The sequence below is a fragment of the Bacillus luti genome (assembly GCF_001884105.1).
GTDB lineage: Bacteria > Bacillota > Bacilli > Bacillales > Bacillaceae_G > Bacillus_A > Bacillus_A luti.
In genome coordinates, this window is sequence record NZ_MACI01000078.1 from 153377 (window position 1) to 174063 (window position 20687).

Sequence of the window (20687 nt, forward strand, 5' to 3'; positions counted from 1 at the left end):
TAAAAAATCCTTAAGTGTATAAGATTTGTAAAATATCACTTTCTACTTGACCTGGATTCCAAAAAACAAAGTGGCGTTGCTGAATGGAGATACGAAGATATCCCAACCTAACTGTACCCTATACATCTATTAAGTTAGTTATAGGGAAATTTACATGAAACAGAAGAAAAGTTAAAACAGAAAGGGAGGTATGCAATAAGAGATTTTTTATAAACACTTGAGCGAACAGTGCAGATTATATATTCAATCTTTAGCTATCCTTTTTAAAAGGATAGCTTTTTTTCTTGAACGAATAAATATTCAAAAGAATGTCGCATCTTTCTGTTCATATTTCTGCTATAATATATAACGCTTTATAATATTTCATATGTAAGGAGAACAATTCATGAAGCTAAAAAAGAGCCATTTAATGGTAATGGCACTTGTTACAACTTTATTATTAACAGCTTGTAATAATAAAGAGAATAAAAGTGACACAGAGGCAAAAAAACAAGTGTTAAATGTAACAGTATCAGAAGAAATTCCTTCACTTGATACTGCGAAAACGATGGATGGTACATCAGCACACGTTATGCAAAACATATTTGAAGGGTTGTATGTATTAGATGATCAAGATCAGCCTATTCCAGCAGTAGCAAAATCGTTTAAAAGAAGTGAAGATGGTAAAAAATATACATTTGATTTGCGTAAAGATGCAAAATGGTCAAATGGAGAGAGTGTGACAGCAAATGATTTTATGTTTGCATGGAAACGTGCAATTAGCCATGAAACAGCGTCTCAATATGCGTCCATGCTCTTTTACGTGAAAAACGCGAAAGAGATCAATAAGGGAACAATGCCTCTTGATGAACTTGGGGTTAAAGTTATAAATGATTATAAGTTAGAAGTGGAACTAGAGCAGCCAATTCCTTACTTTTTACAGCTGCTAGCATTACCTATATATTTACCACAGCATGAATCATTTTTGAAAGAACAAGGGAGCAATTATGGGCTTGAACCTAATAATCTCATATATAATGGCCCATTCGTGTTAGAAAAATGGAAACATGAACAAGAGTTTCAATTAAAGAAGAATGATACATATTGGGATGAAAAGAAAGTGAAGTTAGACGAAATAAACTTTCATATTGTAAAAGACACAATGACGGCTGTAAATTTATATGAAGCTGATGATTTGGACCGAGTTCCTATTAATTCACAATTTGTAGACAAGTATAAAGGGAATAAGGAATTACATATGTCAAGTGATCCTGGAATCGCTATGCTACGTTTTAATGAAACAAATAAAGTGCTAGCAAATAAGAAAGTTCGTCAATCAATTTCACTCGCTTTAAATAAAGAGGATTTCGTTGCTCACTTTATTAATAACGGAGCAAAAGCTGCAAGTGGACTTGTACCAGTAGGTCATATAAATGAAAAGACTGGCAAAGATTTTAGAAAAGAAAACGGAGATCTTTCTTCATATGATTTACAAACTGCGAAAAAAGTTTGGGAAGAAGCGAAAAAAGAACTTGGAGTAGAGCAAGTAAACCTTGAATTTTTAACGTTTGAACAAGATAACGCAAAACGTATGGCAGAATATATAAAAGGCGACTTAGAAAAGAATTTACCTGGACTCACGCTACAAATTAAACAACAGCCATTTAAACAAAAGTTACAGTTAGAACAAACAGGTGATTACGATATAACTATGGCAAATTGGGGACCTGACTATAAAGACCCAATTAGTTATTTAGAACTATTTACGACGGATAATCCGAATAATAAAATGAGTTACTCTAACCCTCGTTACGATGAATTAATAAAGAAAGCGAAAAATGAGCTAGTACTAGATTCGGAAAAACGATGGGAAGTGTTGCGAGAAGCTGAGCAGGTCTTATTAGAAGATGCAGCTGTTGCACCGCTTTATCATATTGGTTCAGCTTATGTACAAAAGGATTACGTAAAAGGAATTGAAAAGCATCAATTTGGTGGTGTTTATACTTATAAGAATGCTTATATCACTAATTAATAAATACAAAAAACCTTACTTTTTAAAAGTAAGGTTTTTTACGCATAAATTCTATTTTAATAAAGCATAAAAATTTGTGTCATAGGGAATATCATCTTGATACATATAATTTTTTAGAACTCCTTCTTTTTCAAAGCCTAATTTTAATAGCACTTTATTTGATGCTTCATTTTCAAGAAAGACAATTGCTCCAATACGTTTTAAATGAAGGGTGTGAAAACCATATGATATAACTTCAGAAACCGCCTCAGTAGCATATCCATTTCCCCAGTGTTCAGGAAAAAAGGCATAACTTATGTTGGCTCGTTTATGTTCAGAAGACCAATCGTGAAAACCGATTGTTCCAATAAGCTCTTTCGTATCTTTTAATTCGATGCCCCATTTTATACCGTGTCTTGCATTGTAACTTAATTTAAAATTAGTAAGGATTTGTTTTACTTGATCAACATCCTGTAATGGTTTTTGACCATAATAGCGCAGTACATCAGTATTAGAAAAGCATTTTAGTATACCTGGTGCATCTTCTTCGGTAAGTTCTCGTAGAATGAGTCGATCGGTTTTCAATATAGGAAACATGCTTTCACTCCATTTCTTCTGAAACTAGAATGTGTTGTTATTATATAATTTAATCTGAAAATAAAGATTATTCAAGGTGTAATGAAGTTATTGTCTTAAAATAGACCATAGAATATATTTTGAAAAGGTGTTGGGATGTGAAGGGTGTCGAAAGTTTTTTAAAAGAGTGTATACAAATAATGAATTGAAAAAGAGTATTCCAAATTGAATTTGGAATACCCTTTTTCATTACCCTACAAATGTTTGATACAACAAGAAAATATTTAAAACGATAACAAGTGCAGCAATGATCCACGCGATGAGTGTTGTAATACGATGGTTGACGAGTGCACCCATTATTTTTTTATTACTTGTAAACATAATAAGTGGTACTAATGCAAAAGCAATACCGAATGATAAGACAACTTGGCTCATTACGAGAGCGTAAGTTGGATTCACGCCTAAAGCAATAATAACGAGAGGTGGAATCATTGTTATAAATCGGCGTAAATATAACGGAATATGCATGCGAATAAATCCTTGCATAATAATATCACCTGACATTGTACCGACAGAAGAGCTAGATAATCCGGCTGTTAAAAGTCCAACTCCAAATAAAGCAGCTGATACTGGCCCAACTAAGTTACTAAATTGGTTGAAAGCAACATCAAGGTCTTCGACGTGTAAGCCGTTTTTAAAGAATAGTGCAGCTGCTACTATTAACATACTTGCATTAATTGCCCCAGCGATAACCATTGCGATAATAATATCAATAAACTCGAAGCGGAAAATCTTTTTCTTTTGTTCATCATTTGTTCCGACTACGCGGCGCTGCGTTAAGGCGGAATGTAAATAAATTGCGTGCGGCATTACTGTCGCACCTAAAATACCAGCTGCTAGAAGAATACTATCTACACCTTGGAATTTTGGAATGAAAAGTCCTGAAAGAAGAGGACTTAATTCGGGTTTTGCGTAAAAGACTTGTACACCAAAAGCGATAACAACGATAAAAATCATTCCTGTTATGATAGCCTCTAATGGACGGAAGCCTCTGCGCTGAAATTCAAGAATAATAAATGATCCAACTGCTGTAATTAATGCGGCAGGTAACATTGGAATGCCGAATAATAAGTACAATCCGAGCGCTGCGCCAATAAATTCAGCTAAATCAGTAGCCATAATAACGAGTTCGCCTTGTATCCATAAACCGATGGATACAGGTTTTGGGAAGTTTTCTCGAGCAATTTCAGGAAGGTTGCGTCCAGTAGCAATTCCTAATTTAGCGGATAGAGTTTGAATTAATACAGCCATTAAATTAGACGCGAGTATTACCCAAAGTAATAAATAACCATACTGTGATCCAGCCGCGATATTTGTAGCAAAGTTCCCGGGATCAATATAAGCAACTGATGCGATAAAAGCAGGTCCTAAGAATGGTAACAGTCTTTTTAAGCCTTTCGTTTGTCCGCTTAACGCTAAATGGGCGGATTGAACGGTTGTACTTTGAGAAGGGACTTGTTCGTCTTTTGATATATCTTTATTCATAGTAGTGTTCCCCTTTGAAATGTTAACTTGATGAAATTATTGTATTTATTCTCATGTATTATTTCAATACATTTAAATATATTATGTGTCATTTTCATTTGAACATAAAAGTTTCCTTAATGCAAATTATATGACTGTGCGCAAAGAATGGTGTAATGATGCAAAAATATTTTGGGAGTTTATGGTCGCTGAATAAAGGAAAAGATAATAAATTAGAGGGTTGTTTTTGAAATTTATGTGAACATACAGCCTATATTACAGCATATTAATTGATGGAAATGAAATTGTATGATATATAATATATTGGGATTGCAACATAACCGTAGTGTTTTGTTCTGTAATCTTGTTTTTATTTTTGTTAACTTATAGAAAAAATTGTAAATAGAAGAAAATAGGCTACGTACAATTTTGTATATATTTTCTTATTATATATGTTTTGATATGAACGTTAACTTATACATGATTTTAAAATTTAGATAGGTGGTAGAAATACATTGGCAACTACAAAACCATATAGAGTATTACTATATTACATGTACACAACAATTGAAAACCCAGAAGAATTCGCTGCAGAGCATTTAGAATTTTGTAATTCACTTGAGTTAAAAGGAAGAATCCTTGTAGCTAAAGAAGGTATTAACGGAACTTGTTCTGGTACTGTAGAACAAACAGAGAAATACATGGAAGCAATGAACAACGATCCACGCTTTGACGGTATCGTATTTAAAATAGATGAAGAAGAAGGACACGCATTCAAGAAAATGCACGTACGTCCTCGTCCAGAATTAGTTACACTTCGTCTAGAAGATGACATTAACCCACACGAAATAACTGGGAAGTATTTAGAGCCAAAAGATTTTTATGAAGCAATGAAACAAGAAGATACAGTTATCATTGATGCACGAAATGATTATGAGTTTGATTTAGGTCACTTTAAAGGGGCGATTAAACCTGATATCGAATCATTCCGTGAATTACCAGACTGGATTAGAGAAAATAAAGAAACACTTGAAGGTAAAAAGATTTTAACTTACTGTACAGGCGGAATTCGTTGTGAGAAATTCTCTGGTTGGTTAGTTCGTGAAGGTTATGAAGATGTAAGTCAGCTTCACGGCGGAATTGTAACGTACGGAAAAGATCCAGAAGTACAAGGTGAGCTTTGGGATGGACAATGTTACGTGTTCGATGAGCGTATCGCTGTACCAGTAAACCAAAAAGAACATGTTATTGTTGGTAAAGACCACTTTACAGGTGAACCTTGTGAGCGCTATGTAAACTGTTCAAATCCAGAATGTAACAAGAAAATTTTATGTTCTGAAGAAAACGAAGCGAAACACTTACGCGCATGTTCTCATGAGTGTCGTGTAAGCCCACGTAACCGCTATGTAATACAACATGAATTAACTGAAGAGCAAGTAGCTGCTGCATTAGAGAAGATCGAAGCAGGGAAGTAAGTGGAATTCGTGTAATAAAAAAGGATACTCCAAACTTCGTGTTGGAGTATCCTTTTTATATTGTCCGGTTCTGCCTTTTGTCGTTTTTTGTCGGTAAGTCGATATATCTGGAAAATCGCCGATATATTTTGAGTTGCGCCGATATATTCGAAAAATCGCTGATATAAATTTCATTTACTGTAGCGTACCACGTATGTTAATGTGAAAACAATTTTTTTTACTTCTTATCATCTTTCTCTTTCACAGCAGACAGCACAGTTTGTTTTACCCATGCTTTTCTTCTTCTATGCTGTACACCCCATTGATATAACCCTTGCGCACCTAAAATAAGTGAAATGACTATACCGCTAATTGCTATTAAAAGAGCGAAAAATTCAAGGGGCGAAGATATTTTGTTTGAATCGGTGTTTCTTAGAAGATCAATCATAGTAAACCCTAACATTTGGCCTACTACAGAGTAGAGGGTTAAAATTAATAATAAAAGGCTATCTTTTTTTGAAGCGACATTTTCTTGATATTTAAACAAACTATCAAGGTTTTGTTTCGCGTTTGCATATAAAACCTCAATATTAAATAGCTTTCTTAGGCGGAAGAAAATATCTTCACTTTGTGATTGAGATACTAACTCTAACGAAAAATAATTAGCTGTAAACGAATTAATGGAATAAATTAATTTCTCTATTTCATTTGTATCTTGTTCAATATTTAGTTCAGCATAAGCGTTTGCCATTTTTAATAAAACGATTTTATGAAATAGGTTTAATAATAAAGCGTAATAAAATTCCCCGTACATTTGACTTGCAAGTTTAGTAAATTCGCGTTCCCCCTCATTTGTTACACATGTGAATATATGTTCTTCCATTATGAAATAGCGATTTGGAGCCCATCTCTGGTAAGCGTGTTGTTTTAAATAATCATGAATATAAGGAAGGTTATTTGCACTCACATAAGCCTTGCCATCACTTGTTAACCCAGAAAGACTGGAAGTGCGATAAACATCCACTTCAGTAAGTTCCATATCTGCTTTTATAGATAATAAAGTTTGAACGTACATTCTTTGGTCTTCAAAGAAAGGAAAGGTTTGAAAGTAAGAGCTTCTTAATCTCTTCTTCTCAAAGAAATCTGTTACGCCATGAAATAAATAACCAAAAATGAATCTTTCCACTTGGGAATACTTTTTTCCATTACATTCAATACAAATCGTTTCGTTTGTATCATTTCTAGTTTCAAGTACACGGAAGCGGGCGGCGAATTCAATTGCTTCTGATAATGTCATGTTTGGAGCGGTTTCTACTTCTGTCCGAATGGTTAAGAAGCCAAGCTCATAAGGGCAAAGTGTTACGTCAATTGAATGAATCTTGAATGGAACGGAAATAAGATTTGTTGTGAAATGTCCAGTTAAATTAAGGTCTTTAGAATAGCGCTGCAACCCTTTTTGATGCTCTGAATGAGGGAATAGAATTTTATTTGTAAATGAAAGATAGTATGCTTCCATATTTTGATGTGAAACTTGAAACTTTCCGTAGTATGTATTTTCATTTTCAAGATGGTCGAGTCGAAAAGGGCGAAAATCATTTTTTTGTAAGAAAGGGAACATATTTTGTTCATACCCAGTTTTAAAAGAAAACGGGAATATAAATTGAAATATAGCTGTTGTTACATCTTTTTCTTCAATTGTTTGTATTGCCTCCATTTACATTGTTTCCTTTCCATATATGCTATAAAAACAACATGCCCAAATTTATTTGAAAATAACCACTGTTTTATACTCGAGTAAGAATGAAAATTCAGCTTATTTAGTAGGTGACATGTATAATGTTATGTATACTAAAAGTTATAAATTTGTATTTTGAAAAGGGGGATGTTGTATGCGGATTTTAGTATTAGGAGCTGGTGGCGTCGGAGGGTTTTTTGGTGGTAGATTAGTCGAAAAGGGCGAAGATGTTACGTTTCTTGTTCGTAGTAAACGGAAAAAACAATTAGAGGAAAGAGGACTTGTCATCCGAAGTGTTAATGGGGATTATTCTTTCCAACCGAAATTAATAACGAAAGAAGATAGAACTTCTCCATTTGATGTTATTTTATTTTCAACAAAAGCGTACCACTTAAACGAGGCAATTCAAGATTTGAAGCCGTTTGTAGGTGAAAATACTGTAATCATTCCATTGTTAAATGGTATCGCTCATTTATCATTATTACAAAAAGAATTCGGCGGGGAAAAAGTAATTGGCGGTTTATGTTTTATTGAGACAACGTTAAACGATCAAGGAGAAATTGTACAAACTAGTGCTGCCAACAGACTTGTGTTTGGAGAAATTAAGTCTAAAGATTCAGAGAGAATAAAGCATATTTCTAAAGCATTTGCAGGTACGAAATCTAGTTTTGTTTTAAGTGAAAATATTATGCAAGATATGTGGCATAAATATTTATTTATTACTGTAATGTCAGGTGTGACAACATTAATGCGTGCACCAATAGGACCAATCCGTGAAAGCGAAGGTGGACGTGATTTTATCCGAAGCTTATTTGAAGAATGTGTGCAAATTATGAGATATATTGGGGCACCAGTTAAGGATGATATTGCTAAGGAACATATGAAAACAATTGATAAAATTTCATATGATATGAAGTCATCAATGCAGCGGGATATGGAAAAAGGTTCGTCTATAGAAGGAAAGCACTTACAAGGATATTTACTAGATGTAGCAGAACAATTTTCTATAGAAGCACCATTATTAGGAGCAGTATACCAAAATTTGAAAGTGTATGAAGAAATGACCTTTAACAGATCAGCAATAGAATTGGATGTATGAAAAAAGAAAAAAGAAAGCAATATATAAGTGTATTGCTTTCTTTTTTATGACAAATTATTTATTTCTTTTCGTTCTATCTGTCAAATTTATTTCCTGTTCACGTTTACCGTATAATTGATTAATTTCATTTGCTAACGCATCTAAATAGGAATCGGAAAAAATAGGCTTCTTTTCTTTAGACATATGGGTCTCCTTTATCGATTTTTTAGTATTCATTATGTATATTTATCGGCGGATTATGCGCAATCATTTTAATTTTTTCTTTTTAAAAATTTTTGTTTACATTTTGAAAATAAAGGAGTATTATAATCCACAGTTTCAATTTTCTAAATCGCTGAAACCGCATGGTACGGGGGACCCGTTCTTATGGATTAGTTCTTAATCCAATGGGGTGAATCCTTGAAAAAGGTAGGGCTACTCATAGGCCCGAATCCGACAGCTAACCTCGTAAGCGTTATATTGAGAAGGAAGGTGGAGCTTGTGCGACAAAAAATATAATGTCTACAAGTCTATTTCGTTATGGCTTGTAGACATTTTTTGTTTTCTGAAGAAATAGTTTGCTGGCTATAACAAGCAGAATCGTTCGTACAAAATTATTGGAGAGTGGACAGCTGTGGTTTCATCTATTAAAAGGTTTTTAATTGGAAGGCCGTTAAAATCAACTGAGTTAGGAGAGCAAAAGCTTAATAAAACGAAGGCGCTAGCCATTCTATCTTCTGACGCATTGTCATCAGTTGCATATGGTCCAGAGCAAATATTAATTGCACTAGCAGGTCTTGGAGCTATCGCTTATTGGTATTCTATTCCGATAGCTGTTGGGGTATTAGTATTATTGACAGCCCTTATTTTATCTTATCGCCAAATTATTTTTGCTTATCCGCATGGCGGGGGCGCATATGTTGTATCAAAAGAAAATTTAGGGATGAATCCAGGCTTAATTGCTGGAGGATCTTTATTAGTCGATTATATTTTAACAGTTGCGGTAAGTGTGTCTGCAGGTACAGATGCGCTCACATCTGCTTTTCCTAGTTTACATGCACATAATGTAATCATTGCGATTATATTTGTTATATTTATTACCATCTTAAATTTAAGAGGCGTAACGGAATCAGCTTCCGTTTTAGCATATCCTGTTTATTTATTCGTTTTAGCACTATTTATATTAATTGGTGTAGGGATATACAATATTTTAACGGGATACGTTTCACCGACTTTACACACGCCGATTGGAACGCCGGTTGCGGGAATTAGTTTATTTTTACTGTTACGAGCATTTGCATCAGGTAGTTCAGCTTTAACAGGTGTTGAGGCGATATCTAATGCAATTCCAAACTTTAAAGATCCTGCACCAAACAATGCAGCAAAAACATTGCTTGCAATGGGAGCATTACTTGCGGTTTTATTTTCAGGAATTGTATTTTTAGCTTATTATTATGGGGTTACTCCAAGTAAGGAAGTAACAGTTGTTTCACAAATTGCTGAACAAACATTTGGACGTAATTTCATGTACTATTTCATACAAGGTACAACAGCTTTAATATTAATCCTTGCTGCTAACACAGGATATTCTGCATTTCCGCTATTAGCAGTAAACCTTGCAAAAGACAAATTTATACCGAGAATGTTTACGATTAGAGGAGACCGCTTAGGTTATTCAAACGGTATTATTATACTTGGAATCGCATCGATTATTTTAATTGTAGCTTTCCAAGGGCAAACAGAGCATTTAATTCCGTTATACGCAGTCGGTGTATTTATTCCATTTACACTTTCTCAAAGTGGTATGGTATTAAAATGGCTTCGTGAAAAACCTGAAGGATGGGCTTTGAGATTAACCGTTAATTTAATTGGAGCAGTCATTAGTTTTATCGTAATGAGTATGTTCTTTTTAACTAAATTCGCACAAGTTTGGTCAATTCTTATTTTCTTACCCGTCATTATCTTCTTGTTCCACCGAATTAAGAAGCATTATGATGCAGTAGGGGACCAACTAAGTTTAAAAACTTGTGAACGGATTGTTCCAATTGAAGGAAATGTAATTGTCGTTCCTGTAGCTGGTATGACACATGTAGTAGAAAATTCATTGAACTATGCGAAGTCTCTTTCTGCAGATCAAGTTATCGCTGTATATGTTGCTTTTGATAGAGAAGAGGAAAAGAAATTTGAAGAGAAATGGAAGAAGTGGCAACCTGAAGTAAGGCTTGTTACATTACATTCTCATTATAGAAGTATTATTCAGCCGTTAACTAAATTTATTGATACAGTACAATATAAAGCGAGTGAATCAAATTACCGAGTTACTGTCGTTATACCACAGTTCATTCCGAAAAAAGGTTGGCATAACATTCTTCATAATCAATCTAGTTTACTCATTCGTGCGTATTTACTCTATAAGCGAAATGTTGTTATTACGACAGTTCCATATCATTTGAAAAAGTAAGAAGATTTTTAGGGATAGCTTCAAGAAATTGAAGCTATCCCTTTTATGTATATGCTATGCATAATTGCATACGAGTTGAAAAAATATATTAATATAATTTTTATATCTGTGAGTAAGTAGAGGTTTTTCTTGTGATATATGGATATTTCAATTGAAAAAGTGAAGAGGATTATATTTTGAAATAAAGACATGAAAGCTTGAAAATAAAGGGAATGAAAATACTTCTTTACGTTATATAAATAGCTGTGTTTAAATGACCTTACAGTACAAAACTTACATGAAAACAAAACGAAATTTCATATTTACGTACGTTATTTAGTTTAAAATGAATAATATTTTTTATGTAATATATTCACTGTGTGAATGTGGAAATTGCTATAAAATAGAAATTTTATACAATGTTATTCATACTAATCACATATGAAATGTTTTATAACAATAAGTAAGTACTGTAGTAATAAAAGTTGGGAGAGATGGTTCGTACGTGAATCATGGTGAGAATGTTCTCTATTTTAACCATCTCAAACTTTGTGCAAGAAAATAGAATAATAAAATGCGATAGTAATAGTTGCTAATACATAGGAGGAGTTAAAGTGAAAAAGACTTTAATTACAGGGTTATTGGTTACAGCAGTATCTACGAGTTGCTTCATTCCTGTAAGCGCTTACGCTAAGGAGGGGCAAACAGAAGTGAAAACAGTATATGCGCAAAATGTAATTGCTCCAAATACATTATCCAACTCAATTAGAATGTTAGGATCACAGTCACCGCTTATACAAGCATATGGATTAGTTATTTTACAACAGCCAGACATTAAGGTGAATGCGATGAGTAGTTTGACGAATCATCAAAAGTTTGCAAAGGCAAATGTAAGAGAGTGGATTGATGAATATAATCCGAAGTTAATCGACTTAAATCAAGAGATGATGAGATATAGCACTAGATTTAATAGCTATTATAGTAAGCTTTATGAACTAGCAGGAAACGTAAATGAAGATGAACAAGCAAAAGCAGATTTTACAAATGCATATGGAAAATTACAATTGCAAGTACAAAGTATCCAAGAGAGTATGGAGCAAGATTTATTAGAGTTAAATCGATTTAAAACGGTATTAGACAAAGATAGTAGCAACTTATCAATTAAAGCTGATGAAGCAATAAAAACACTACAAGGATCAAGTGGAGATATTGTGAAATTAAGAGAAGATATTAAAAGAATTCAAGGGGAAATTCAAGCTGAATTAACGACTATTTTGAATAGACCTCAAGAAATTATAAAAGGTTCTATTAATATTGGTAAACAAGTATTTACAATCACAAATCAAACCGCACAGACGAAAACAATTGATTTTGTTTCTATCGGTACTTTAAGTAATGAAATTGTAAATGCTGCAGATAGCCAAACGAGAGAAGCAGCTCTTCGCATTCAGCAAAAGCAAAAAGAGCTACTACCACTTATTCAAAAGTTATCACAAACTGAAGCAGAGGCGACACAAATTACATTCGTTGAAGATCAAGTGAGTAGCTTTACAGAACTAATCGATCGTCAAATTACAACATTAGAAACGTTATTAACGGATTGGAAAGTTTTAAACAATAATATGATCCAAATTCAAAGGAATGTTGAAGAAGGCACATATACAGACAGTAGTTTACTTCAAAAACATTTCAATCAAATTAAAAAAGTAACTGATGAAATGAATAAACAAACGAATCAATTTGAAGATTATGTTACAAACGTTGAAGTACATTAAACAGAAAAATAATTAGCGATATAGGGAGAGAAGAAAAATGACAAAAAAACCTTATAAAGTAATGGCTCTATCAGCACTTATGGCAGTATTTGCAGCAGGAAACATTATGCCAGCCCATACGTATGCAGCTGAAAGTACAGTGAAACAAGCTCCAGTTCATGCGGTAGCAAAAGCTTATAATGACTATGAAGAATACTCATTAGGACCAGAAGGCCTAAAAGATGCAATGGAAAGAACAGGTTCAAACGCTTTAGTAATGGATCTGTACGCTTTAACAATTATTAAACAAGGTAATGTTAACTTTGGTAATATATCGTCTGTTGATGCGGCTTTAAAAGGAAAAGTGATTCAGCACCAAGATACAGCGAGAGGAAATGCGAAGCAATGGTTAGATGTATTAAAACCACAGCTTATTTCAACAAATCAAAATATTATTAACTACAATACGAAATTCCAAAACTATTATGATACGTTAGTTGCTGCGGTAGATGCAAAAGATAAAGCGACTCTTACGAAAGGTTTAACTAGATTATCAAGTAGTATTAATGAAAATAAAGCGCAAGTAGATAAGTTAGTAGATGACTTGAAGAAATTCAGAAACAAAATGACGTCGGATACGCAAAACTTCAAAGGTGATGCAAATCAAATTACATCTATATTAGCTAGTCAAGATGCAGGAATCCCGCTTCTGCAAAATCAAATTACAACGTACAATGAAGCGATTAGTAAATATAATGCAATTATTATCGGCTCATCTGTTGCGACAGCTTTAGGGCCAATTGCAATTATTGGTGGTGCAGTAGTTATTGCTACAGGTGCAGGAACGCCGTTAGGAGTCGCGTTAATTGCAGGTGGTGCAGCAGCTGTAGGCGGTGGTACAGCTGGTATCGTATTAGCGAAGAAAGAGCTTGATAATGCACAAGCTGAAATTCAAAAAATAACAGGGCAAGTTACAACTGCTCAATTAGAAGTAGCGGGATTAACGAACATTAAAACGCAAACTGAGTATTTAACAAATACAATTGATACTGCAATTACAGCGTTGCAAAACATTTCAAACCAATGGTATACAATGGGATCAAAATACAATTCTTTACTTCAAAATGTAGATGCAATTAGTCCAAACGATCTTGTTTTCATTAAAGAAGATTTAAACATTGCAAAAGATAGCTGGAAAAACATTAAAGACTATGCAGAAAAGATTTATGCTGAAGATATTAAAGTAGTAGATACGAAAAAAGCATAATAATAATTAAACTGCTATAGCATTATGTATAGATAAAAGGTCTTTAAATAATAGAGAGCTCCTGGTCAGTAGTGAGCAGGAGCTTTTTTTACCTCTAATGTTTCATATCCTCATAAAAAGAATAGGTGATAAGTATGCGCAATAATTTCTATAAAAAATGTCTTTTAACGCTAATGATTGCTGGGGTGGCAACGAGTAATGCGTTTCCGTTACATCCTTTTGCAGCAGAACAAAATGTAAAGGTGTTACAAGAAAATGCTAAAAATTATTCTCTCGGACCAGCAGGATTCCAAGATGTAATGGCGCAAACGACATCGAGCATATTCGCAATGGATTCATATGCAAAATTAATTCAAAATCAGCAAGAAACTGATTTAAGTAAAATAAGTTCCATTAATAGTGAGTTTAAAGGAAATATGATTCAGCACCAAAGAGATGCAAAGATTAACGCAGCGTATTGGTTAAATAGTATGAAGCCTCAAATTATGAAAACGGATCAAAATATTATTGATTACAATAATACTTTTCAAGCGTATTATAATGACATGCTAATAGCGATTGATCAAAAGGATAACGTAAAGTTAAAAGCAGATTTAGAAAAATTGTATGCCGATATTGTAAAGAATCAAAATGAGGTAGATGTATTACTAAGTAATTTGAAAGCTTTTCGCGATAGAATGGCGAAAGACACAAATAGCTTTAAAGAGGATACAAATCAATTAACAGCGATTTTAGCAAGTACGAATGCGGGCATTCCGGCTCTAGAGCAACAAATCAATACATATAACGATTCAATCAAAAAGAGTAATGATATGGTCATTGCTGGTGGTGTACTTTGCGTAGCATTAATAACATGTCTTGCTGGCGGGCCGATGATTGCGATTGCGAAAAAAGATATCGCAAATGCAGAACGCGAAATAGCCAATTTAAAAGATAGAATTTATGGAGCACAAGCAGAGGTCGCAATTTTGACAGATATAAAAAATAAAACAACAAATATGACTGAAACGATTGATGCGGCAATTACAGCACTGCAAAATATATCAAATCAATGGTATACAGTAGGTGCAAAATATAATAATTTACTACAAAACGTAAAAGGAATCAGTCCGGAAGAGTTTACGTTTATAAAAGAAGATTTACATACAGCAAAAGATAGCTGGAAAGATGTAAAAGATTATACAGAAAAATTACATGAAGGCGTGGTGAAATAAACAGTGGACTAGTTCTGCTGTTTATTTTTTATCCTGTTTTTTGTGAGAGGTGGACTTGTAATTTGATAAATAAATTTTCTATGTGTTTTATCAATGTAGCTTTTGGATAATGTTTAGTCAAATTGATACTAATAACCTAGATAAACTTCTGATCAAGCTTTTAATATTTAATGTTTTAATGAAAAAAGCTATACTGTAATCAAAACTAAAAATTGGAAAGGAAACAACAGAACATGGAAAATTATTTGTTATTTATCCTTACAGCAATGCTAATCATAATGATGCCTGGCCCTGGTTTTGCACTAGTTACAAAAAATACTATCTCACATGGTAAAAACGGTGGGATAAAGACCGTCTTAGGAACGGTATCTGGAATGATGATTCATACAATAATGGCTACGTTAGGACTCTCTGCTATCTTAATGAAATTTGCTATGTTATTTACATTTATAAAATATGCTGGGGCTTTTTATTTAATTTACTTAGCTGTAAAGTCAATTAAAAGTGCTTTTTCTAAAAAAGAAGATATGTCATGTTCAGTGGAAATGAATTCTAAGGATATTGGAACGATTAAAAGCTTTAGACAAGGATTTACTACGGCAATTTTAAACCCAAAAACTGCTGTGTTTTTTCTTAGTTTTCTACCCCAATTTATTGTGAGTAATCAAAATCATTTCCTCCAATTTCTTTTATTAGGAGTCACATTTACGACTTTGACAGCAATATGGTATTTACTTTATATCTCACTCATACGTCAATTAAGAACTTTTCTAAGAAAAGAACGAGTGAACCGTACAATTGAGGGTATTACGGGCGCAGTATTATTAGTATTTGGAGTTAGGTTGTTTTTCCAAAAATAAATATGTAAATGTAATGAGAGATAAATAGTGGTGGTTATTTCTCGTTTCATTTATTATAAAGCTACAATTTTATAATTGATTTTACATTTTCATACCAATTTTCTTATCTCAGGGTATTTACTTTTCTTAGCTTGCTTGTGATATGATGTGCCTCTATATAAAAGAAACCACAGTTTACATCAAAACTGTGGTTTTTTGAAGTGCAAGGAATTACATAAATCATTAGTCACTATCTAAATTGTAATCCCGATTTATTAATATCTATTTTTTTAACTCTACAACAGAAACAAGTCTAGTTTAGAATGAAAGTAATGCAATTGTTTAACATATGTATCGCCATAACATATGCAATGGATCTTTTAGAAATAAGATAAGCCGCAGTAAGTATCACCGAGCCAGGTAAATAAATAGCAATATCCGAAAGCTGATTTGTATGAAGAACTGTAAAAATTATAATCGAAATGATAGATGCAATTGCAGTACCAATATAATGCGAAAAACGATTTAATAATATATGACGAAACACAATTTCTTCAAGTATTGGACCTAGAATACCAAATACAAGCAATGTAAATATAAGAGGTATCTCCGCACCTGTTTCAAGGAGCTGTTCTTGGTTCTCTGGTTGACCAGTTGCGAGAAAACGCATAACAGCTTGTTCTACAATTACTGTAAATAAAACCACCATAGGAATGCTTACTATTTTTAAAATTGTCTTCTCTTTAAAATAAATAAAACTTTCAATAATTTCTTTTCTAAAGAAAATTATTCCTACAAAAGCAGGTACAGTCAAACCGATTGAACTAAGAGCAAATTCTGATTCAACTAAATTGCTGTTAGTTAAAAGGGATAGGCCAAATAATATGAACAAGCCAATTTGAAGTAGTGCAAACATTGTATAAACTATTAGCATAATAATTTCTTTTTTATTCATTTTTATAAAGTTCACTTTATTGCCCCCATAATTAAATTACCTAGAATTTTTATAATTTCTTTCTGCATAACGTTCTCCTTATTAGATTTCAAACCGGACGGTTCGGTCTTGTTTGAAATCTAATGATACTATAAGTTTCTAGTCTTTTAAACCCTTTTTACAAAGTATTAACAAAATCAAAATGGCAAAAAATTAAAATATTTATATCTCCGTTTCTTATTAACAATCAAATTTCAGTATTCATTAATTAATAACGGTTCCTCTTTTATAGAATGAAGTGCTAAGGTTTTTGACCGCAAGACTACGGAAGCTATCTAAATATACGAAGTGAAAGGGGGAGTAATTCAAACCCCTTAGCTAAACATATTAATAAAAACTATATATAATAGTCATATGTCTATACACTAAAGTTACCTGTATAATTTTTACATCTTCTAAGATTTTAGGTAAAATTAGTTGTATAACATGACTGAATTAAACAATTGGTCATGTTATTTTTTTGATAGAAAATTTATTTGAATAATATAGATAATAAAATTTGACTAATCTCTTTTCAAACTGTATTGTTTGAGGTTTCCATAAGGTAGGGATTGATAATATATTTCTGTACCAAACTTATTTATACTTACAAAAAAATTATCTGGGATATTAAGCTCGTTTTTATTAGGAGGATTACAAAGCATGACTAAAGTTGATAAGGTAAAAGAAAAAATTATTGAAACATCTTTATATTTATTTAATACTAATGGGATAACTCGCACATCCATCCAGGATATAATGACAGCTACTGAACTACCTAAAGGATCTATTTATCGTAGATTCAAAAATAAAGAAGAAATTGTTCTTGCTGCCTACGACAAAAGTGGTGAGATTATGTGGAGTCATTTTCATAAAGCAATGGAAAATAAAAAGACAGCAATCGATAAAATCCTTGCAATTTTCCTTGTATATCAAGATGCAGCTAATAATCCACCTATTGCTGGAGGCTGTCCGTTGCTTAATAGCGCAATTGAAAGTACAGGAGTATTTCCAGAATTACAAAAAGCTGCAGCAAAAGGTTATGATAATACAGTAATGTTAATGGCTTCTCTCATAAAAGAAGGAATAGAGAAACAAGAACTTAAGGAAGATATAGAGATTATATCGCTCGCTTCTTTTCTTGCCTCTTCAATGGAGGGGGCTATTATGGCAAGTCGAGTATCTAACGATAATATACACCATCATTATTTTATTGAACAAATAAAACATCATCTTTTCTCTTATTCTAAATAAGTGAGAACTTACATTGCTTTCATCCAATTTTTATAGACTTAAATTGAATAAACACCCCTCATAAAATGTATTTACTGTTTATGAGAGGTATTTGAATAGCTTTTTAGACGATGTTTAATGTTTCTTATTGGACGGCTTTGTTATCGTTACTGTAAAAAGTAATAAAGAATGAATTACATATAAATCGATTTATATGTTTCAAGCGTATCTATATTGAGTTTGTAAATCTACATAATAAGGTTTCATTGTAAATACTAAGTGTAGTAGAAGTATGGGTAGATAAAATTCGGTAGTCGAAATTTCTTACATAAAGCTGTATAATGCTTGTAACGAAAAGGAAATACAGGAAAGGATATGTAATGAGTTACTATGGATAAAGATAAACAACAATTAAGCGTTGAAGTTGCAAGGTTATATTATCAATCAGATTATAGTCAGCAAGAAATTGCTAACAAATTAAATATTTCAAGACCGACGATTTCTAGATTATTAAAGTACGCGAAAGAAAAAGGATTTGTTCAAATTAGTATAGCCGATCCATTTGCGGATTTAGATAACGTTGGGAATTTACTGAGAGAAAAGTACAACTTGTTAGAGGCACATGTCGTATTTTCTCCAGTGCCAGAATATGCAACGATTACAGAGTATATAAGTAAATATGCAGCTGAGTATATGGAAAAGACGGTTAAAAACGGTGATATCGTTGGTGTAAGCTGGGGAATGACGATGTATGAAATCGCTAGAAAAATTATACCGCAACATGTAAAAGGTGTAGAAGTTGTCCAGCTAAAAGGTGGTATTAGTCATTCGAGTGTAAATACATATGCGAATGAGACGATAGCTTTATTTGCAGATGCATTTCAAACGACGCCAAGAAATCTGCCTCTTCCAGTTATATTTGATAATGCAGTGACAAAAGAATTAGTAGAGCAGGATCGACATATTCATCACATTATCGAAATGGGGAAACAAGCGAATATTGCAATTTTCACTGTAGGAACAGTGCGAGACGAAGCGCTATTATTCCGATTAGGTTATTTCGATAAGGATGAAACGAGTTTACTCAAAAAACAATCGGTCGGTGACATTTGTTCACGATTCTTTGATGGGGACGGAAATATTAGTAGCGAAGAAATTAATAAGCGGACCATTGGAATTGAGTTAGAGGAGCTGAAATTAAAGAAACGCTCTATTTTAGTTGCTGGTGGTAATAGAAAAATAAAAGCAATTGATGGTGCGTTACGTGGAGGGTATGCAAATGTATTAATTATCGATCAGCATACAGCAAAAGAATTGTTGCATTATCAAAAAGGTTAGAAATAAAAGGCTTTCTCAAGATGTTAATTTTGAGAAAGCCTTTTATTTTTAGTATGAATAAATCAATGTGTAGTACCTTGTAAAGTATTTGTAAGGAACGCTCTTTGATTGATCTCCCTTTTCAAAGGTTAGGGAGTTAGCCATAATATCTCTATTTACAAAAATCCACCCATCCTCTTCCATCATATTGATAAAAGGTTCCATTTTTCCGCGTTTTACTAAGTATGGCGATTCAGCATCTACTGAACTTACTTCTACCATCTCTTTATTTTGAATAACGATTTTAGCCATAGCTAAAGCAAATGGAATAGGGTTACCTTCTTGGAAAATAACATCCCGTTTTTGGAAAATAAATATGGATAGTGAGGTGCATACTAGCAATGTGAATATAAAGAATTTCGACTTAAACAAGTGGTTCACATCCTTTCATTTACAAGTTTACACCATTTTCAATTTTTCTCAATAAATTCCTTTTCGCAAAATGATGAACAAAATTTCAAAAGTGTATTTACATTTGTTCAACTAAGGGTTAGAATGAAGTTGTTAAAAGATATGAGGAGTGAAGACAATGAATATTGCAAAATTAATTGACCATACAATTTTAAAAGCTAATACTACAAAAGAAGATGTTATGAAAGTAATCGAGGAAGCAAAGGAATATAAATTCGCTTCTGTTTGTATTAACCCAACTTGGGTAAAATTAGCGGCTGAAGAGTTAGCTGGACATGATGTAGACGTTTGTACTGTAATCGGTTTCCCATTAGGAGCAAGCACTACTGAAACAAAAGCATTCGAAACAAAAGATGCTATCGCAAAAGGTGCAACTGAAGTTGATATGGTAATCAACGTAGGTGCTTTAAAAGATGGCGACAACGAATTCGTTGAAAAAGACATTTATGAAGTAGTACAAGCAGCAAAAGGAAAAGCTCTTGTAAAAGTAATCATTGAAACTTGCCTTCTAACAGACGAAGAAAAAGTTCGTGCTTGTGAATTATCAGTAAAAGCTGGCGCTGATTTCGTAAAAACTTCAACTGGATTCTCAACTGGCGGAGCAACTGCTGAAGATATCGCATTAATGCGTAAAACAGTAGGACCAAACGTTGGTGTAAAAGCATCTGGTGGAGTACGTACACGTGAAGATGCAGATAAAATGGTAGCTGCTGGAGCTTCTCGCGTTGGAGCAAGTGCTAGTGTTGCAATCGTATTAAATGATGCAAAAGGTGCTACAGATAACTACTAATCATTAATGATGTCAAAAGCAATAGATACACA

The 20687-nt window shown here is 33.1% G+C and carries 17 protein-coding genes and 1 riboswitch; of the genes, 11 read left to right on the forward strand and 6 right to left on the reverse strand.

Annotation, left to right across the window (positions count from 1 at the left end):
• Positions 1-385 precede the first annotated feature (385 nt).
• Positions 386-2011, forward strand: a complete 1626-nt coding sequence (locus tag BAQ48_RS19350; RefSeq protein ID WP_071712430.1) for a peptide ABC transporter substrate-binding protein — start codon at positions 386-388, stop codon at positions 2009-2011.
• A gap of 51 nt (positions 2012-2062) precedes the next feature.
• Here the strand turns inward: BAQ48_RS19350 and BAQ48_RS19355 are convergent, their stop codons facing one another.
• Together BAQ48_RS19355 and BAQ48_RS19360 are read right to left on the reverse strand one after the other, a co-directional pair.
• On the reverse strand, positions 2063-2587 hold the full coding sequence (locus tag BAQ48_RS19355) for a GNAT family N-acetyltransferase (protein ID WP_071712431.1): 525 nt from the start codon (positions 2585-2587) through the stop codon (positions 2063-2065).
• 228 nt (positions 2588-2815) lie between these two features.
• The gene (locus BAQ48_RS19360) at positions 2816-4111 is read right to left on the reverse strand and encodes an Nramp family divalent metal transporter (protein ID WP_071712432.1); all 1296 of its coding nucleotides are present in this window, start codon (positions 4109-4111) and stop codon (positions 2816-2818) included.
• A gap of 494 nt (positions 4112-4605) precedes the next feature.
• Between BAQ48_RS19360 and trhO the strand changes: the two genes are divergently transcribed.
• Positions 4606-5565, forward strand: a complete 960-nt coding sequence (trhO, locus tag BAQ48_RS19365; RefSeq protein WP_029441991.1) for an oxygen-dependent tRNA uridine(34) hydroxylase TrhO — start codon at positions 4606-4608, stop codon at positions 5563-5565.
• 217 nt (positions 5566-5782) lie between these two features.
• Here trhO and BAQ48_RS19370 read toward each other — a convergent pair whose 3' ends face one another.
• Entirely contained in the window at positions 5783-7258 is a 1476-nt protein-coding gene (locus tag BAQ48_RS19370; RefSeq protein WP_071712433.1) for a hypothetical protein, read from the reverse strand.
• Positions 7259-7433: 175 nt separating this feature from the next.
• On the opposite strand from BAQ48_RS19370, the gene panE reads away from it, so the two are divergent.
• Positions 7434-8378, forward strand: a complete 945-nt coding sequence (panE, locus tag BAQ48_RS19375; RefSeq protein WP_071712434.1) for a 2-dehydropantoate 2-reductase — start codon at positions 7434-7436, stop codon at positions 8376-8378.
• A 54-nt stretch (positions 8379-8432) separates the two neighbouring features.
• On the opposite strand, the gene BAQ48_RS28425 is transcribed toward panE, so the two are convergent.
• Positions 8433-8561 (reverse strand): hypothetical protein, encoded by a 129-nt coding sequence (locus BAQ48_RS28425; RefSeq protein WP_000031869.1) that lies wholly within the window; start codon positions 8559-8561, stop codon positions 8433-8435.
• 139 nt (positions 8562-8700) lie between these two features.
• Positions 8701-8847, forward strand: a riboswitch (cyclic di-AMP (ydaO/yuaA leader).
• A gap of 144 nt (positions 8848-8991) precedes the next feature.
• On the opposite strand from BAQ48_RS28425, the gene BAQ48_RS19385 reads away from it, so the two are divergent.
• The 5 genes from BAQ48_RS19385 (at position 8992) to BAQ48_RS19405 (ending at position 15892) form a co-directional block, all read left to right on the forward strand.
• The gene (locus BAQ48_RS19385) at positions 8992-10818 is read left to right on the forward strand and encodes an APC family permease (protein ID WP_071712435.1); all 1827 of its coding nucleotides are present in this window, start codon (positions 8992-8994) and stop codon (positions 10816-10818) included.
• Positions 10819-11411: 593 nt separating this feature from the next.
• Positions 11412-12572, forward strand: coding sequence for a non-hemolytic enterotoxin NHE subunit A (gene nheA / locus BAQ48_RS19390; protein WP_071712436.1), 1161 nt, complete (start codon positions 11412-11414; stop codon positions 12570-12572).
• 37 nt (positions 12573-12609) lie between these two features.
• Positions 12610-13818 (forward strand): non-hemolytic enterotoxin NHE subunit B, encoded by a 1209-nt coding sequence (nheB, locus tag BAQ48_RS19395; protein WP_071712437.1) that lies wholly within the window; start codon positions 12610-12612, stop codon positions 13816-13818.
• Positions 13819-13952: 134 nt separating this feature from the next.
• Positions 13953-15032, forward strand: a complete 1080-nt coding sequence (gene nheC, locus BAQ48_RS19400; RefSeq protein WP_071712438.1) for a non-hemolytic enterotoxin NHE subunit C — start codon at positions 13953-13955, stop codon at positions 15030-15032.
• A gap of 233 nt (positions 15033-15265) precedes the next feature.
• A complete protein-coding gene (locus tag BAQ48_RS19405) occupies positions 15266-15892 on the forward strand; it encodes a LysE family translocator (protein WP_071712439.1) in 627 nt (208 codons plus the stop codon).
• A gap of 292 nt (positions 15893-16184) precedes the next feature.
• On the opposite strand, the gene BAQ48_RS19410 is transcribed toward BAQ48_RS19405, so the two are convergent.
• Positions 16185-16841: a CPBP family intramembrane glutamic endopeptidase gene (locus BAQ48_RS19410; protein ID WP_071712440.1), complete on the reverse strand. Its 657-nt coding sequence runs from the start codon at positions 16839-16841 to the stop codon at positions 16185-16187.
• Between the two features lie 666 nt (positions 16842-17507).
• Between BAQ48_RS19410 and BAQ48_RS19415 the strand changes: the two genes are divergently transcribed.
• Entirely contained in the window at positions 17508-18098 is a 591-nt protein-coding gene (locus tag BAQ48_RS19415; protein WP_071712441.1) for a TetR/AcrR family transcriptional regulator, read from the forward strand.
• 369 nt (positions 18099-18467) lie between these two features.
• Positions 18468-19415 (forward strand): sugar-binding transcriptional regulator, encoded by a 948-nt coding sequence (locus BAQ48_RS19420; RefSeq protein WP_071712442.1) that lies wholly within the window; start codon positions 18468-18470, stop codon positions 19413-19415.
• A 48-nt stretch (positions 19416-19463) separates the two neighbouring features.
• Here the strand turns inward: BAQ48_RS19420 and BAQ48_RS19425 are convergent, their stop codons facing one another.
• A complete protein-coding gene (locus BAQ48_RS19425; RefSeq protein ID WP_071712443.1) occupies positions 19464-19826 on the reverse strand; it encodes a hypothetical protein in 363 nt (120 codons plus the stop codon).
• 157 nt (positions 19827-19983) lie between these two features.
• On the opposite strand from BAQ48_RS19425, the gene deoC reads away from it, so the two are divergent.
• Positions 19984-20655 carry a deoxyribose-phosphate aldolase gene (gene deoC / locus BAQ48_RS19430; RefSeq protein WP_001017444.1) on the forward strand — a complete coding sequence of 224 codons (672 nt, stop codon included), beginning with the start codon at positions 19984-19986 and terminating at the stop codon, positions 20653-20655.
• The last annotated feature ends 32 nt before the right edge of the window (positions 20656-20687 follow it).

What these genes read in the sequence shown, in the direction of transcription:
- BAQ48_RS19350 (WP_071712430.1), top strand. Translation starts at nt 386, where the DNA reads ATGAAGCTAAAAAAGAGCCATTTAATGGTAATGGCACTTGTTACAACT.
- BAQ48_RS19405 (WP_071712439.1), top strand. Translation starts at nt 15,266, where the DNA reads ATGGAAAATTATTTGTTATTTATCCTTACAGCAATGCTAATCATAATG.
- BAQ48_RS19420 (WP_071712442.1), top strand. Translation starts at nt 18,468, where the DNA reads ATGGATAAAGATAAACAACAATTAAGCGTTGAAGTTGCAAGGTTATAT.
- BAQ48_RS19370 (WP_071712433.1), bottom strand. Translation starts at nt 7,258, where the DNA reads ATGGAGGCAATACAAACAATTGAAGAAAAAGATGTAACAACAGCTATA.
- BAQ48_RS19415 (WP_071712441.1), top strand. Translation starts at nt 17,508, where the DNA reads ATGACTAAAGTTGATAAGGTAAAAGAAAAAATTATTGAAACATCTTTA.
- panE (WP_071712434.1), top strand. Translation starts at nt 7,434, where the DNA reads ATGCGGATTTTAGTATTAGGAGCTGGTGGCGTCGGAGGGTTTTTTGGT.
- nheC (WP_071712438.1), top strand. Translation starts at nt 13,953, where the DNA reads ATGCGCAATAATTTCTATAAAAAATGTCTTTTAACGCTAATGATTGCT.
- nheB (WP_071712437.1), top strand. Translation starts at nt 12,610, where the DNA reads ATGACAAAAAAACCTTATAAAGTAATGGCTCTATCAGCACTTATGGCA.
- deoC (WP_001017444.1), top strand. Translation starts at nt 19,984, where the DNA reads ATGAATATTGCAAAATTAATTGACCATACAATTTTAAAAGCTAATACT.
- BAQ48_RS28425 (WP_000031869.1), bottom strand. Translation starts at nt 8,561, where the DNA reads ATGTCTAAAGAAAAGAAGCCTATTTTTTCCGATTCCTATTTAGATGCG.
- BAQ48_RS19355 (WP_071712431.1), bottom strand. Translation starts at nt 2,587, where the DNA reads ATGTTTCCTATATTGAAAACCGATCGACTCATTCTACGAGAACTTACC.
- BAQ48_RS19360 (WP_071712432.1), bottom strand. Translation starts at nt 4,111, where the DNA reads ATGAATAAAGATATATCAAAAGACGAACAAGTCCCTTCTCAAAGTACA.